This is a genomic window from Rhizobium sp. SVR5-2C (genome assembly GCF_056755115.1).
The window spans coordinates 1-15,415 of record NZ_JBNDHT010000151.1 but is presented as its reverse complement, the minus strand read 5'-3'; the positions used below and the strand labels follow the sequence as shown (position 1 = coordinate 15,415).

Genomic DNA, 15,415 nt, shown 5'->3' with positions numbered 1-15,415 from the left:
CTGTTGCGATGTTCGCAGCCGCACCTCGGGACATAAGAATGCTGCAGATTTTTCTACAGGGCTTTGCGGTCTATTTCATCGTGTGGTGGATCACGCTCTTTGCGGTGTTGCCCATCGGCCTGCGCACCCAAGCGGAGGATAACGAGGTCGTTCTCGGCACCGTTCCGAGCGCGCCGACGCGGTTTCGGGCGCTCTTCACCTTCTCGCTGACGACGATCATCTCGGCGGTCGTCTATGTCGCCTGGTATGTTTCGTCGACTTATTTCGGCTGGGGGTTCGATGCCCTCCCGCAGATCGGCCCCCATTTCCAATAATTGGAGCTTTTGCTCGATCTTTGAGCATATGCCGTTGTTCTAATTAAAAATCCCTGTCATACGCGCGTCACAAAAGTGCGGCAGAGAACTCACGCAACGGCATGTGGCCTTACCGTTACGTCAGAAACGGCTTTCTGCAGGTGATGGCTGATAAAAAACCAAAAAAAAACAAGGCTGAAAGCCTTGTTTTCAAGTATCGCGTGATCTGTACCGTTGCCGGGGCTGCGATGAACGCGCCTAAGATCTGATCCTCCCAAGACTTGACCGCGAAATTCGACAGGGATTGAACTCCCTGCCTGTTTTGTAAGCTAAAGCTAGCTCAAAGAATGGGCTTTGTCACCAGCTTTTTTTGCATTTTTGCTACAGTTGAGAAGAAAATTCCTGTTGATGACATTTTGACGCAAGCCGTTCAAAAAGCCCGCTTTTTCCAACAGGGGCATCTTTTGACGGTAAACTTGCGGCTACGGAAGGGCGCCTGCGCCCAACGCGGGTTTCTTTCCGGCCGCGAAGCGGTTATGAACGCTCCCAATACCAATGATCGCCGTCGATTCCGTATGAGATGCGGAATCCCAACTGCTCTGGAATCCGTCATGCGTCTGTCCCGCTATTTTATGCCCATCCTTAAGGAAAACCCCAAGGAGGCGGAAATCGTCTCTCACCGGCTGATGCTGCGAACCGGAATGATCCGCCAGCAGTCTCAGGGCATCTATTCCTGGCTGCCGCTCGGCAAGCGGGTTCTCGACAAGGTCAACAACATCATCCGCGAGGAGCAGAACCGTGCGGGCGCCACCGAGCTTCTGATGCCGACGCTCCAGTCCGCCGAACTCTGGCAGGAGAGCGGGCGCTACGACGCCTATGGCAAGGAGATGCTACGCATCAAGGACCGGCAGGACCGGCCGATGCTTTACGGACCGACGAACGAGGAAATGGTGACGGATATCTTCCGTTCCTACGTCAAGTCCTACAAGAACCTGCCGCTCAATCTCTATCACATTCAGCTGAAGTTCCGCGACGAGATCCGCCCGCGCTTCGGCACCATGCGCTCGCGCGAATTCCTGATGAAGGATGCCTATTCCTTCGATCTGACGCGCGAAGGTGCCGAGCATTCCTACAACAAGATGTTCACGGCCTACCTGCGTACCTTCGACCGCCTGGGCCTGCGCGCCATTCCGATGCGCGCCGACACCGGCCCGATCGGCGGCAACTTGAGCCACGAGTTCATCATCCTAGCGGATACGGGCGAATCCGAAGTCTTCTGCCACAAGGATTTCGTCAATTTCGATATTCCGGCTGCAGATACGGACTTCGACAGCGTCGAGGGCCTGAAGGCCGTCTTCGACAAGTGGACCTCGCTCTACGCTGCAACGTCCGAAATGCATGACGAGGCCGCTTTCAACGCGGTGCCGGAGGGCGATCGTCTCTCCGCTCGCGGCATCGAGGTCGGGCATATTTTCTATTTTGGTACGAAATACTCCGAGCCGATGGGCGCCAGGGTGCAGGGTCCGGACGGCAAAGAACACGCCGTTCACATGGGTTCTTACGGGATCGGCCCGACGCGCCTTGTTCCCGCCATCATCGAAGCATCGCATGATGAGAACGGAATCATCTGGCCGGCTTCCGTCGCTCCCTTCGATGCGATCGTGATCAACATGAAGGCGGGCGACGGTGCCTGCGACGCAGCCTGCGAGAAGATCTACGTGGCGCTGTCGAATGCAGGCAAGGACGTTCTCTACGACGATACCGACGATCGCGCCGGAACGAAGTTCGCCACGGCCGATTTGATCGGTGTGCCCGTCCAGATCATCGCCGGTCCGCGCGCGGTCGCGAACGGCGAAGTGGAAATAAAGGACCGCAAGACCGGTGCCCGTGAAACGATGACCATCGACGCGGCGATCAACAAGCTCTTGGCGTAAGGCTGAACGGAGGCGAAATGGCAGAAGCGGCGGTGGACCAGCGGGGTTCGAAATCTGGCTTTGGTCCGGCAAGCAGCCCATTTTCTGCCTTCGAACGCCTTGTGGCGTGGCGCTACCTGCGCGCCCGCCGCAAGGAGGCCTTCATCTCTGTCATTGCCGGCTTTTCCTTCGTAGGCATCATGCTCGGCGTGGCGACGCTGATCATCGTCATGGCGGTGATGAACGGGTTCCGCACCGAGCTGATCTCGCGCATTCTCGGCATCAACGGCCATATGATCGTCCAGCCGGTAGACGGTCCCTTTAACGACTATGCGGCATTGACTGACAAGTTTGCAGCAGTGCCGGGCATCAAGATGGCGCTGCCGCTGGTCGAGGGGCAGACGCTGGCCTCGGGGCAGGCGGGTGCCGGAACCGGCGCGCTGGTGCGCGGCATTCGTGCGGAAGACCTTACCAAGCTCAAGACGGTTTCCGATAACATCAAGTCCGGGGACATGGTGGGCTTCGCCTCCGGGCAGGGCGTTCTCGTCGGTTCCGGCATGGCAACGCAGCTCGGCCTGCAGCCGGGCGATACGATCACGCTGATCTCGCCGGAAGGCGATGTGACGCCGATGGGCATCAATCCGCGCGTCAAGTCATATACCGTTTCCGGCATCTTCGAGATCGGCATGTCGGAATATGACGCGGCGATCATCTACATGCCGCTCGAAGAGGCGCAGCTCTATTTCAATGCCGAGGGGCTCGTTCAGTCGATCGAACTGTTCGCAAACAACCCTGATGATATCGACAATCTCCGTCCGAAGGTGGAGGCGGCGGCTGGCCGCCAGATCGCGATCACGGACTGGCGGCAGCGCAACCAGACCTTCTTTTCCGCCCTTGAGGTCGAGCGCAACGTCATGTTCATGATCCTGACGCTGATCGTCATCGTTGCGGCGCTGAACATCATCTCCGGCCTGATCATGCTGGTGAAGGACAAGGGCAGCGATATCGCCATCCTTCGCACCATGGGTGCGACTTCCGGCTCGATCATGCGCATCTTCTTCATGACCGGTGCTGCGATTGGTATCGTCGGCACCGTTGCCGGCGTGCTGCTCGGCGTGATCGTCTGCATCAATATCGAATCGATCCGCGAATTCTTCTCCTGGGTCTCGGGCACGGTGCTTTTCGATCCGCAGCTTTATTTCCTCAGCCAGCTGCCGGCGGAGATGAATCTCGGTGAAACGCTTTCCGTCGTCATCATGGCGCTGACGCTCTCCTTCCTTGCGACCATTTTCCCGGCCTGGCGAGCATCTCGGCTCGATCCGGTGCAGGCGCTCCGCTACGAATAAGGAATGCTGATTTCAATGAATCGGAACGTCGTTCTCAAGCTTTCCGGCGTCGAGCGTCACTATGGCCAGGGCGAAACGCTGCTTAGCATTCTCAAGGGCGCCGATTTTGCCCTTCATAGCGGCGAGATCGTTGCGCTGGTTGCCCCATCGGGGACGGGCAAATCGACGCTGCTGCACGTGGCCGGGCTGCTGGAACATCCCGATGCCGGCGAAGTCATGATCAATGGCCATGCCTGCGAAGGACTGTCGGATGAAAAGCGCACCGCGATCCGCCGTAGCGAGATCGGCTTCGTCTATCAGTTCCACCACCTCCTGCCGGAATTCTCGGCGCTCGAAAACATCATGATGCCGCAGATGATCGCCGGCCTTCCGCGCAAGGAGGCTGCCGAACGTGCAACGCAGCTGCTCGACTATATGCGCATCGGCCATCGCGGCACCCACCGGCCAGCCGAGCTATCGGGCGGCGAGCAGCAGCGCGTCGCGATTGCGCGTGCCGTCGCCAATGCGCCGGCGCTGCTTTTGGCCGACGAGCCGACCGGGAACCTCGATCCCGAAACCGCGAGCTACGTCTTTGACGCCCTCGAGGCGCTCGTCCGGCAGTCCGGACTCGCGGCACTGATCGCCACGCACAATCACGAACTCGCCCGCCGCATGGACCGCCGCGTGACCATCAGCGAGGGCAAGCTCGTCGAGTTCTGAGAGACGCGCAGCAGGTCTACTTTCCGCAGATAGCCTGACCGGTCTCGTCGGTCCAGTCCTGTATGGCGATTGTCTTCGGCGCGGCCTTAACGCTCTTGCCGTCCTTCTGCAGGCTTCCGGTCAGGGCGTTGTAATCGCAGGAACCGCCGGCATTGGGATCGAGCGTGTCATAATGCGTATAGGTGTAGCCGGCGACGATGAATTGCTTGTCTCGATAGGCAAGCGTCAATGTCTGATCCCAACGATCGCGGCCCATCGCGCTGTTCTGTGAGTGGATCGCAATCGACGACTTGCCGGCTGCCTTGACCGACGGCTCCTGCCCGAACACGCCGTCAGCGTCGGCACTGCCCCAGATCTTGCCAGGCGCGCTCACGGCAAGCCGCAGGAGCTGATGATCCTGGTCTCGAAGATAGATGTAGATGCCTATCTCGCCGCCGTCTTCCGAAGCCGCCGCCAGAACTGCGAGGTCCTGCAGGCCATCCTGATCCCAGTCACCCGTGGCGGCGTCGACGATGCGTGCGGGATCGATCGTTTCAGCCGAGGCAGCAGTGGCAAGGAACGCCCAGCAAAGAATGGTAACTACAATCTTCATGATTTGTTCTCCAGCCTTCCGTCGTTAACCAAACGGAAGAGATTCCTGTTGACACCAGAACAATAGCGGAACAAAGTAAAAACATAACAAGTAAAGGAGAGCCAAATGACTGACCTGATCCGTGATATCGCAGCATTCACCTCCATCGCAATGTTCGTAGCCAGCTTCTCGCTGATTCTGATGTCAATGTAATTTTTTGAGGGGACTGTATAGCTTCATACAGCCCGAATAGGGGACTACTTCTGGACATCGCTGCCGGCAACCTCGACAATGCAGCCGATTCATTCGGGCGATTGAAAGGGCATGACATGGCAGATGCAGAGAGCGGTATCATCGGCGGTACGCCGGGTTTCGTCCATCTGCGTGTTCATTCCGCCTACTCGCTCCTCGAAGGCGCGTTGCCGCTGAAGAAAATCCTCTACAAGGCGTCCGGCGACAGCCAGCCGGCGATCGCCATCACAGATACCAACAACCTGTTCGTCGCTCTCGAGTTTTCGCAGAAAGCGATGGAGGAGGGGCTGCAGCCGATCATCGGCTGCCAGCTGTCGATCGACATGGAAGACGGACTGGAGACCGAGAAGCGCGGCGGTCAGCAGGCGTTGCTCAAGCTGCCGTCGATCGTCGTGCTTGCCGCAACCGCCGCAGGCTATGAGCGGCTGGTCGATCTCGTCAGCCGCGCTTACCTCGGCGGCGAGGACAACCAGGCGATCCATATCCGCGCGTCCTGGCTGGAGGAGGCTGGCACCGAGGGATTGGTCGCGCTGACAGGCGCGCTCGGCGGTCCCATCGACATGGCGCTGAAGCACGGCCATGCTGCACAGGCCGAGAGCCGGCTGCTCACCCTGAAGCGCCTCTTCGCAGACAGACTCTATGTCGAGCTGCAGCGCCACGGAACCTACGACAAGCGCCATGAGCAAAGGGTCGTGGGGCTTGCCTACGATCACGACCTGCCGCTGGTGGCAACCAACGAGGCATTCTTTCCGACGCGCGACGACTATGATGCCCATGACGCCTTGATGGCCGTTGCGCACAACGCCATCGTTTCCGACGACAGCCGCTTCCGCCTGACGCCCGATCATTATCTGAAGAGCCGCGCCGAAATGGCAAAGCTCTTTGCCGATCTGCCGGAAGCGCTGGAAAACACGGTCGAGATCGCCCGCCGCTGCTCCTTCATTCTGAAGACCCGCAAGCCGATCCTGCCGCGCTTCACCGGCGCGACGGCGGATGCCGAGGAGGCGGAACGCGCTGAGGCGCTCGAACTCCGCCGCCAGGCGGAAGAGGGGCTCGACATGCGCCTTGCGACGCTCGGCATGTCGGCGGGCTACGAGGAAAAGGATTACCGGGAGCGGCTCGAATTCGAACTGAGCGTCATCGAGCGCATGAAGTTTCCGGGTTACTTCCTGATCGTTGCCGATTTCATCAAATGGGCCAAGCAGCATGATATTCCGGTCGGCCCCGGCCGCGGTTCGGGCGCCGGCTCGCTCGTCGCCTATGCGCTGACGATCACCGATGTTGATCCGCTGCGCTTCTCGCTGCTCTTCGAACGCTTCCTCAATCCGGAACGCGTCTCGATGCCCGACTTCGACATCGACTTCTGCCAGGACCGCCGCGAAGAGGTGATCCGCTACGTTCAGAAGAAATACGGCCGCGAGCAGGTGGCGCAGATCATCACCTTCGGTTCGCTGCAGGCACGTGCCGCTCTCCGCGACGTCGGCCGCGTGCTGGAAATGCCCTATGGCCAGGTCGACAAGATCTGCAAGCTGGTGCCGAACAACCCGGCCAATCCGACGCCGCTCTCCAAGGCGATCGAGGAGGAGCCGAAGCTTCAGGAGGAGGCGGCGAAGGAGCCGGTGGTAGCGCGTCTGCTTGACATTGCGCAGAAGATCGAAGGCCTTTACCGCCACGCTTCGACGCATGCCGCGGGCATCGTCATCGGCGACCGTCCGCTGTCAAAGCTGGTTCCGATGTATCGCGATCCGCGCTCCGACATGCCGGTCACCCAGTTCAACATGAAGTGGGTGGAGCAGGCCGGTCTCGTCAAGTTCGACTTCCTCGGGCTGAAGACGCTGACGGTGCTGAAGGTTGCGGTCGATTTCGTCGCCAAGCGCGGCGTCAAGGTGGACCTTGCCTCGATCCCGCTCGACGACAAGAAGACCTACGAGATGCTGTCGCGCGGCGAAACGGTCGGCGTGTTCCAGGTTGAAAGTGCCGGCATGCGCAAGGCGCTGATCGGCATGAAGCCGGACTGCATCGAGGACATCATTGCGCTCGTGGCGCTCTACCGCCCAGGCCCGATGGAGAACATCCCGACCTACAATGCCCGCAAGCATGGCGAGGAAGAGGTCGAGTCGATCCATCCGACGATCGACTATCTGCTGAAGGAAACGCAGGGCGTCATCGTCTACCAGGAGCAGGTGATGCAGATCGCCCAGGTCCTGTCCGGTTATTCGCTCGGCGAAGCCGATCTTCTGCGCCGCGCCATGGGTAAGAAGATCAAGGCCGAGATGGACCAGCAGCGCGAGCGCTTCGTCGACGGTGCCGTCAAGAACGGCGTGTCGAAGCCGCAGGCCGACAACATCTTCGAGCTGCTGGCGAAGTTCGCAAACTACGGCTTCAACAAGTCGCACGCCGCGGCCTACGCCATCGTTTCCTACCAGACCGCCTACATGAAGGCGCATTACCCGGTGGAGTTCCTCGCCGCGTCGATGACGCTCGACATGTCGAACACGGACAAGGTCAACGATTTCCGTCAGGATGCCAAACGCCTCGGCATCGAGGTGATCGCGCCCTCCGTCCAGACCTCGTTCCGTCATTTCGAAACCGGCGACAACCGCATCTACTTTGCGCTCGCGGCCATCAAGGGTGTCGGCGAAAATGCCGTCGATCACGTTGTCCAGGTGCGCGGCGATACGCCGTTTGCGAGCATCGAGGATTTCTGCCTGCGCATCGACCCGCGCCAGGTCAACCGGCGCGTGCTGGAAAGCCTGATCTATGCCGGCGCCTTCGACTGCTTCGGCCAGGACCGTGCGCAGCTCGCAGCCGGCCTCGATCGCATCATGGGCTACGCGCAGCGCGCGCAGGAAAACAAGTTAAGCGGCCAGTCAGATATCTTCGGCGGTGCGCTGTCATCCGGGCCGGAGAAGATTGCGCTTCCGCCCTTTGCGCCCTGGCTCGCGTCCGAGCGGCTGCTCAAGGAGTTCCAGGTGCTGGGCTTTTATCTGACGGCTCACCCGCTCGACAGCTACAACAGCATCCTGCAGAAGATGCGTGTCCAGACCTTTGCGGAGTTCTCGACCGCGGTGAAGCAAGGGGCAACCAATGCCCGCCTTGCCGGGACCGTCATTTCGAAGCAGGAGCGCAAGACGCGCACCGGCAACAAGATGGGCATCATCGTCTTCTCGGATTCGTCGGGGCAGTTCGAAGCCGTTCTGTTCTCCGAAATGCTGAATCAGTACCGCGATGTGCTGGAGCCTGGAAAATCCTTCGTGCTCACGGCCACCGGCGAAGAGCGGCCGGAGGGCGTCGGGCTGCGCTTGCAGACGATCCAGTCACTCGAGGAAAAGTCGCTGCAGATGCAAAAGGCGCTGCGCGTCTATGTCCGCGATTCGGGCCCGCTGCGCGCCGTTGCGGCGCATCTCAACGCCAAGGGCGACGGCCTCGTTTCCTTCATCGTCATCAAGGAAGAGGGCAAGCGCGAGGTCGAAGTCGAGCTGCCGCAGAAATACCGCATCACGCCGGAGATTGCCGCCGCACTGCGCGCCGCACCCGGTATCATCGATGTCGAACTTGTCTAGGTCCTCAAGATTTCCTGCGCCGGCCTACAATTTTAAGCGAAGGTCGTTTCGAGCGCCTTCGCCGCATCCTTCGCATGGTTTCTACGCTCAATGAAGTTGCGTGCCCGGGGAATTGGGTCATGCAGATATTGATCAGGCCCGCGCATCTTCCGTTGGTTTAGCTCGGCCGTATTGAGCGGATCGAAGTCGACTCGCTCTATCGCACAGCCCCATCCGGGACTATGAGACGCCCAGCCCTTCCGATGGTGTTCCAGCAGCCGTTCGCGCGCCGAGTAGCCGTGATAATCGAAGGCGATGATGCCGTTCGTCACATACATATGTCCTCCCCAAAAGCCCTCGTTCGGTATGATGCGCTCAGCATAAAAGCCTTCGAGCGGCGGGCGCTGAAGGAAGACACCTGCGAGGATGTGGCACGCGCCATAGCCGAAGAAGATACGGTCAGGCAGCGCCCACCGCTTTTCGGGGTTTTTCTTGATGCCGTGCTTCAGGACATACATGCGTCAGCATTTCCATTTTTCGATCAAGCGCACCGCTTCATTGATTGATCGAATATCCTGATTCGGCAGAATTCCGGAACTTATGCGCGAGGTTCAAGACCTGCGACAACGCAGTGGGCTAGCGCGTGATCGTGATGAAATCGGTGCCGGCGCCTGTCTCGGGGCCGATGCCGCTGTCGGTGATCGTCAGAGTCGAACCGGCTGCCAGCATCCCGTCGATCCTCCGACGCGTTTCGTCCGGGAGAGAGATGCGCGACAGCGCGTTGGCGATCGGCGTGCCCGTCACGATCGCGCTTTCCTGGTTTGCAATTCCGAGCCGCTTCATCGTCTCGCGGGAGAGATCGTTCTTGAGCGTCACGCCCAGCCAGTCGGCCGTGCCGCTCTCGGCATCAATGGCATGCAGCGTGAAGAAATGCGTGCCCAGTGCGAGCCGCGGATTTTCGATGGTCAGCGGCGCCTCGAACACGGGTTTGAAATCCTGACGCACCATGATGACGCCGTTCGGCGGCTCGCCTTTGCCTGCCGCTGCGTAAACTTCCCTAAGGAGAGTATCGCTGACGAGGGCCTTGTCGCCCTTGAAAAGCGCCGGTCGCAAAGCCTTGAAAAGGTTGATGGCCTGAATGGTCGCCGTGCCGAGCAGGCCGTCCGGCGTACCTGCCGAAAAGCCCAGCTGGTTGAGATAGGTTTGAATATCGAGCACAGTCTCGCGTTGCGTGCGGCGAGTGATCAGAATGCGGATCGGATCGGTGTTCTCAGGTACCGCGATGGCCGCTACAGGCTGGGGGCCGACGGTGTTCATCGCCAGTTGGACGGACTTCCCGCTGGTATCGCCGATCGCCGGGCGCAGTTGCACATCCGAGAGCAGCAGTGGCGGCTCCGGCACTTCGGGATGGAAAAGATTGGGATGCACGATCGACTCCGGCGCCACTTCGGCATCGCTGATGATGACCGGCACGCTCAGGTCCGTCATCTTGTAGAGTTCCCTGGCAAAGGCGGCAGGCATGCGCACGCAACCGTGCGAGGCAGGATAGCGCGGCACTGAATTCGATTCGTGGAGCGCGATGCCGGACCAGGTCAGCCGCTGCATCCAGGGCATGGGAGCGTCCGAATAGAGGTTGGACTCGTGATACTTCTGCTTCTCGAGAACGGAGAAGATGCCGCTCGGCGTCGTGTGCCCAGCCTTGCCGGTCGAAATCTTCGACGTCGCCACCACTTCCGCGCCGTCATAGACCGTAAGCGACTGTTTGTCCTTGGAAACGAAGATTTGCAGGGTGCGAGCGTCGGCCGCAAGCGCTGCATGATGCACGAGTGCGGTCGCCGACAGCAAGCCGAGGCCGAAAACTAAACGCGAGAACATGTTATCCAACCAATACGCAATACTTGCCCGGGACAGTATGGCACGATGTTTAATGAAGCCTTGAGCATTCGTAGCTCAAAGCGGTCCTCACGCATTGGTGATTTTGAGGCCGCTCCGGCGGCGTGGTTGCCAGACTATCCGTCGCGCTTGCCGCCGCCGAACGTATAGCCGGTCTCCACGGTTTTCTGGCCGAATTTCTCGCGCAGTCTGTCCATGGCGGCTTCCGCTGCTGCGCGCCGCGTGGATTGCTGGTCGATGAGATCCGGCGGATCGGCCCGTGCCGGGTCGCAAAGGTCGGTGACGCCAATGCCGATCAGGCGGAATTTCGTGCCGTCCGTCTCTTTCTCCAGAAGCTCGATGCCGGTGCGGAAAATCCTGTCGGCGAGCTGCGTCGGGTCTTCCAGCTTCCGGTTGCGGGTACGGGATTTGAAGTCTGCCGTCTTCATCTTCAGCACGACGGTATTCCCGGCGATGCCACTCTTCTTCAACCTCCAGGAGACTGTTTCAGAGAGGTTGCGCAGGATCGGCACCAGCTCGTCGTAGCGGGAGATGTCGTCGAAAAAGGTCGTCTCTGAAGAGACGCTCTTGGCCGGATCGTTGAGGTGCACCTCGCGGTCGTCGATGCCGCGCGAAAGGCGCGCAAGCCTCTGGCCCATGCTGCCGTAGCGACGCATGAGGTCCGGTTCCTCCATTGTCTGAAGCTGGCCGATCGTGCGGATGCCGTCTGCTTCGAGGGTTGCCGCAAAGGCCTTGCCCACGCCCCAGATCGTGGTGACCGGCCGCGGCGCCAGAAACTCAACGGCCTCTTCACGACCAATGACGGAAAAGCCGCGCGGCTTCTGCAGGTCGGAGGCCACCTTGGCGAGGAACTTGCAATAGGAAAGCCCGACGGAAACCGTGATCCCGATCTCCTTTTCGACGCGGCGGGCGAATTTTGCGAGCGTGCGCGCCGGCGGATCGTGATGCAGGCGCTGGGTGCCGCCGAGCTCGAGGAAGGCCTCGTCGATCGAAAGCGGCTGCACCAGCGGCGTCAGTTCCTGCATCAGGGCGCGGACCTCATGGCCGACCTTGACGTATTTCTCCATATCGGGGCGGATGACGATCGCCTGCGGGCAGGCTTCCAGCGCCTTGAACATCGGCATGGCGGAGCGAACGCCGTGAATGCGGGCGACATAGCAGGCGGTGGAGACGACGCCGCGTTTGCCGCCGCCGATGATGACCGGCTTGTCTGCAAGGTCCGGATTGTCGCGCTTCTCGACGGCCGCATAGAAGGCGTCGCAGTCGATATGTGCAAGCGTCAGGTCATAGAGTTCCTTGTGCCGGACGAGGCGAGGGCTGCCGCAGACCGCGCAACGGCGCGCTTCGCTCTTCTGCTCGGCAAGGCAGTCGCGACAGAAGCCGGGTGTCTTGTCTGGCTTGAGCATCATCGTGGCGGGAACAAAGATTGAACATCGGCAGATTACGCTTTAAGCTTTTGAGTCTCAAGAGACGGGAGAGAATTGACCTTGGATATCGAGCTGCGTTTTGAGCCGCTGACGCCCGGGCGCTGGGCAGATTTCGAAACGCTTTTCGGCCCGCGCGGCGCCTTCTGCGACTGCTGGTGCGTGGCCCTCAGGCTGCCGCATGCCGTTCGCACGAAAATGGGGCCGGATGAGCGGAGGGCGCATATCAAAACCCGCATCGCCGCCGGTCCGCCGCCGGGTATTCTCGCCTACGCGGAAGATCAGCCAGTGGCCTGGGTGCAGGTGGGGCCGCGGCATGACGTTCCGCAGTTCAACTCGCCACGCACCGTTTCGCGCCCGCTGGAGGATAGCGATGCTCTGGATTCCTCGGTCTGGGCGGTCAGCTGCTTCTTTCTTGCAGCACCGTTGCGCGGCAAGGGGCTCAGTCACCATCTGCTGCGGGCCGCCATCGACCACGCGAAGCAAAACGGCGCGCGCTATCTGGACGGCTGTCCCATCGACCACACGAAGCAATCGAAATCGGTGACGCTCTGCATCGGTTCGACGGCGATCTTCGATGCCGCGGGCTTCGAGCCCGTGGCGCGGCGAAAGGACGGAAGGCCGCTCATGCGGCTGGATTTGCAGCAGTGAGGCTTCGCGCGGCGTTGGCCTCGTCGAAATGCCGGCCGATCAGGGACGCGGCTTCGTCCCAGGTGTTGATGCGTGGAATACCATCCATGGCCGCCGGCGCGAAACGATGGATTTCGGAAACCGGCATCATGTGAAGTAGAAGGCAGCTCTCGACATGTTCGCGCACCGAATGAAGGTTCATGGCCATGTCGTCGATGAAAACGACGGGCAGGGCGCGCGTGCCGTGCAGGGTCTTCACCACCAGGCCCTTCGGCTGACGGGTTGCGAGCAGTGGGTAAGCGAGGCCGAACCGATCGAGCAGCCGCCGCCGCCGGTCGGCATAGACCGGCGGCATCGCCGTGAGGAAAACGATGTCAGCGTCGGCGGAGAGCCGGCCGAGTGTCTCGACGACGAGCGAAAGCGGCAACTGCCACTTTTCCTGCCGCTCGAAGAAGGTCTCGATCAGTCGGCTGACATGGACATCCTCCAGCACAACGCCATCTCTAGAGACGATGTTGCCATGCAGGCGAAAGGAACGCGGCAAAAGCTCGTGCCCTTCGCTCAAAAGGAAGCGTTGAAAAGGATCGATGAACTGCAGCACGACGTCATCGACATCGCAGACGATCAGGGGCCGGTTGCCAAGCCGTACATGAGAGAGCGTCACGGCCTCCATCGCGCTCAGTATTCTCCCGAATCGAGGCCGGGGGAGGAGAAATGCCGCCATGCGGCACTGAGGGCCTCGGGTGTCGTGCCGCTCGCTTCGCAGAAAGCCATTGCCGTCGGTTCGTGGTGCATCAGAAAATCGAGCATGCCGGCGAGGAAACCCGGATCGTTGATAGCGTTGCGGACTTGCGCCGGCTCCACGCCCGTCAGCGCCAGAAAACGCGAGAACATGTCCGGCTCATTGGCGAGCCAGCCGAGAACAGCGATGGCGGTTTCCTGCGGGTCTTTCGCTAATTGTTTGGAAGTCTTGAAGTTGCTTTGCATTTCGCTGGGTGAGTTACCTTTTTTTCAACCAAATACCGGTAGTTTGCAGCTATCGGTTTCCTTGAATCGCGCGCCCGAAGATTTTCCTTCACGGCGCAGGCGGCAGCAAGGGGACGTAAGGATGAGCGTGCCATGCCCAAACAGGTGATGATTGTAGAAGATAACGAGCTAAACATGAAGCTCTTTCGCGACCTCATCGAAGCGTCCGGCTATACCACGATTCAAACCCGAAATGGCATGGAAGCGCTTGATCTTGCTCGCAAATACCGGCCTGATCTGATCCTAATGGATATCCAGCTTCCGGAAGTTTCCGGTCTGGAAGTCACCAAGTGGCTGAAGGAAGACGACGAGCTGCACGTCATCCCGGTGATTGCGGTGACGGCCTTTGCAATGAAGGGCGACGAGGAGCGTATCCGCCAGGGCGGCTGCGAAGCCTATGTCTCCAAGCCCATCTCGGTTCCGAAGTTCATCGAAACGATCAAGACCTATCTCGGCGATGCCTAGCGCATCTGAAAGACGTTTATGACTGCGCGCATATTGGTGGTTGACGATATTCCGGCGAACGTGAAGCTGCTCGAAGCGCGGCTTCTTGCGGAATATTTCGACGTGCTGACGGCCGCAGACGGCTATGAGGCGCTGGCGATCTGCGAGCGCAACCAGGTCGACCTCGTCCTGCTCGATGTGATGATGCCGGGGCTCGACGGCTTCGAGGTTTGCGCGCGGCTGAAGGCAAACGCCAAGACGTCGCATATTCCGGTCGTGATGGTGACGGCACTGGATCAGCCGGCAGATCGCGTGCGCGGCTTGAAGGCCGGCGCCGACGATTTCCTCACCAAGCCGGTCAATGACCTGCAGCTCATTTCCCGCGTCAAAAGCCTCCTGCGCCTGAAGACGTTGAGCGATGAACTGCGCATCCGCGCCGAGACGGCGCAGACGATGGGCATCGAAGACATGCTGCGAGGCAATGAAGGACGCGCGGAAGAGGCCGGCCAGATTCTGCTGGTCGACAGCCGTGCCAACTCGCAGGAGCGCATCATCAAGGCGCTGAAGCCGATCGCCGAAGCGACCGCCATTTCCGATCCGCAGGCAGCATTGTTCGAAGCGGCCGAAAACGCCTTTGAGCTGGTGATCGTTAACGCCAATTTCGACGACTATGATCCGTTGCGGCTCTGCTCGCAGTTCCGCTCCCTTGAGCGCACCCGCTTCCTGCCGATCCTGATCATCACGGAGCAGGGCGCTGATGACATGGTTATCCGGGCGCTCGATCTCGGCGTCAACGACTACATCATCCGCCCGGTCGATACGAACGAGCTCATTGCTCGCAGCCTGACGCAGATCCGTCGCAAGCGTTACAACGACCGTCTGCGCGCCAGCGTGAAGCAGACCATCGAGCTTGCCGTCACCGATCCGCTGACGGGCCTCAACAACCGCCGCTACCTCGACAATCACCTCAACCTTCTCTTCAGCCGCTCGATGGCGCGAGGCCGGCCGCTTTCCGTGCTGATTACCGACATCGACCGCTTCAAGCAGGTCAACGATACGCATGGCCACGATGCCGGCGACCAGGTGCTCAAGGAATTTGCCAATCGCATCCGCTCGACGGTGCGCGGCGCCGATCTCGCCTGCCGCTATGGCGGCGAGGAATTCGTGGTCGTGATGCCGGATACCTCGCCTGAAGTGGCTGCTGCCGTTGCCGAGCGGCTCCGGGCAGCCGTCGAGAGCATTCCCTTCGAGCTGAAGTCGGCAGGGCACGCACTGAACGTCACCGCCTCCTTTGGCATTTCATCGCGCCTGTCTTCCGTCCTCACACCGGACCAGCTTATGAAGCAGGCAGATCTTGCTCTTTACGAAGCAAAGAATACCGG

At 60.3% G+C, this 15,415-nt stretch carries 14 protein-coding genes; 8 read left to right on the top strand and 6 right to left on the bottom strand.

Annotated features, from left to right (window positions below; all coding sequences use genetic code 11):
• Positions 1-38 precede the first annotated feature (38 nt).
• From ACPYOI_RS29870 to ACPYOI_RS29855, 4 genes are all read left to right on the top strand, one after another.
• A complete protein-coding gene (locus ACPYOI_RS29870) occupies positions 39-314 on the top strand; it encodes a DUF1467 family protein (protein WP_168829212.1) in 276 nt (91 codons plus the stop codon).
• A gap of 590 nt (positions 315-904) precedes the next feature.
• Positions 905-2,227, top strand: a complete 1,323-nt coding sequence (gene proS / locus ACPYOI_RS29865) for a proline--tRNA ligase (RefSeq protein ID WP_481417022.1) — start codon at positions 905-907, stop codon at positions 2,225-2,227.
• Between the two features lie 17 nt (positions 2,228-2,244).
• Positions 2,245-3,552: a lipoprotein-releasing ABC transporter permease subunit gene (locus ACPYOI_RS29860; protein ID WP_481417023.1), complete on the top strand. Its 1,308-nt coding sequence runs from the start codon at positions 2,245-2,247 to the stop codon at positions 3,550-3,552.
• 15 nt (positions 3,553-3,567) lie between these two features.
• On the top strand, positions 3,568-4,251 hold the full coding sequence (locus tag ACPYOI_RS29855) for an ABC transporter ATP-binding protein (RefSeq protein WP_481417024.1): 684 nt from the start codon (positions 3,568-3,570) through the stop codon (positions 4,249-4,251).
• Positions 4,252-4,267: 16 nt separating this feature from the next.
• Here ACPYOI_RS29855 and ACPYOI_RS29850 read toward each other — a convergent pair whose 3' ends face one another.
• On the bottom strand, positions 4,268-4,843 hold the full coding sequence (locus ACPYOI_RS29850) for a hypothetical protein (protein ID WP_481417025.1): 576 nt from the start codon (positions 4,841-4,843) through the stop codon (positions 4,268-4,270).
• 308 nt (positions 4,844-5,151) lie between these two features.
• On the opposite strand from ACPYOI_RS29850, the gene dnaE reads away from it, so the two are divergent.
• The gene (gene dnaE, locus ACPYOI_RS29845; RefSeq protein ID WP_481417026.1) at positions 5,152-8,637 is read left to right on the top strand and encodes a DNA polymerase III subunit alpha; all 3,486 of its coding nucleotides are present in this window, start codon (positions 5,152-5,154) and stop codon (positions 8,635-8,637) included.
• Positions 8,638-8,669: 32 nt separating this feature from the next.
• On the opposite strand, the gene ACPYOI_RS29840 is transcribed toward dnaE, so the two are convergent.
• The 3 genes from ACPYOI_RS29840 to ACPYOI_RS29830 all read right to left on the bottom strand — a co-directional run bounded on the left by ACPYOI_RS29840 (position 8,670) and on the right by ACPYOI_RS29830 (position 11,918).
• Positions 8,670-9,134 carry a hypothetical protein gene (locus tag ACPYOI_RS29840; RefSeq protein WP_481417027.1) on the bottom strand — a complete coding sequence of 155 codons (465 nt, stop codon included), beginning with the start codon at positions 9,132-9,134 and terminating at the stop codon, positions 8,670-8,672.
• 118 nt (positions 9,135-9,252) lie between these two features.
• Complete coding sequence (locus tag ACPYOI_RS29835) at positions 9,253-10,491, bottom strand: L,D-transpeptidase family protein (RefSeq protein WP_481417028.1); 1,239 nt, start codon at positions 10,489-10,491, stop codon at positions 9,253-9,255.
• Positions 10,492-10,625: 134 nt separating this feature from the next.
• Complete coding sequence (locus ACPYOI_RS29830) at positions 10,626-11,918, bottom strand: DNA polymerase IV (protein WP_481417029.1); 1,293 nt, start codon at positions 11,916-11,918, stop codon at positions 10,626-10,628.
• A gap of 78 nt (positions 11,919-11,996) precedes the next feature.
• Between ACPYOI_RS29830 and ACPYOI_RS29825 the strand changes: the two genes are divergently transcribed.
• Positions 11,997-12,584 (top strand): N-acetyltransferase family protein, encoded by a 588-nt coding sequence (locus tag ACPYOI_RS29825; RefSeq protein WP_481417030.1) that lies wholly within the window; start codon positions 11,997-11,999, stop codon positions 12,582-12,584.
• Here the strand turns inward: ACPYOI_RS29825 and ACPYOI_RS29820 are convergent.
• Together ACPYOI_RS29820 and ACPYOI_RS29815 are read right to left on the bottom strand one after the other, a co-directional pair.
• Positions 12,559-13,236, bottom strand: coding sequence for a hypothetical protein (locus ACPYOI_RS29820; protein ID WP_481423739.1), 678 nt, complete (start codon positions 13,234-13,236; stop codon positions 12,559-12,561). The genes ACPYOI_RS29825 and ACPYOI_RS29820 overlap by 26 nt on opposite strands.
• A 5-nt stretch (positions 13,237-13,241) precedes the next feature.
• A complete protein-coding gene (locus tag ACPYOI_RS29815; protein ID WP_481417032.1) occupies positions 13,242-13,550 on the bottom strand; it encodes a DUF3572 domain-containing protein in 309 nt (102 codons plus the stop codon).
• 132 nt (positions 13,551-13,682) lie between these two features.
• On the opposite strand from ACPYOI_RS29815, the gene ACPYOI_RS29810 reads away from it, so the two are divergent.
• Together ACPYOI_RS29810 and ACPYOI_RS29805 are read left to right on the top strand one after the other, a co-directional pair.
• Positions 13,683-14,054 carry a response regulator gene (locus tag ACPYOI_RS29810; RefSeq protein ID WP_010065708.1) on the top strand — a complete coding sequence of 124 codons (372 nt, stop codon included), beginning with the start codon at positions 13,683-13,685 and terminating at the stop codon, positions 14,052-14,054.
• 18 nt (positions 14,055-14,072) lie between these two features.
• Positions 14,073-15,415 (top strand): PleD family two-component system response regulator (locus tag ACPYOI_RS29805; RefSeq protein WP_481423738.1); only part of this gene is annotated, 1,343 nt, incomplete at its 3' end.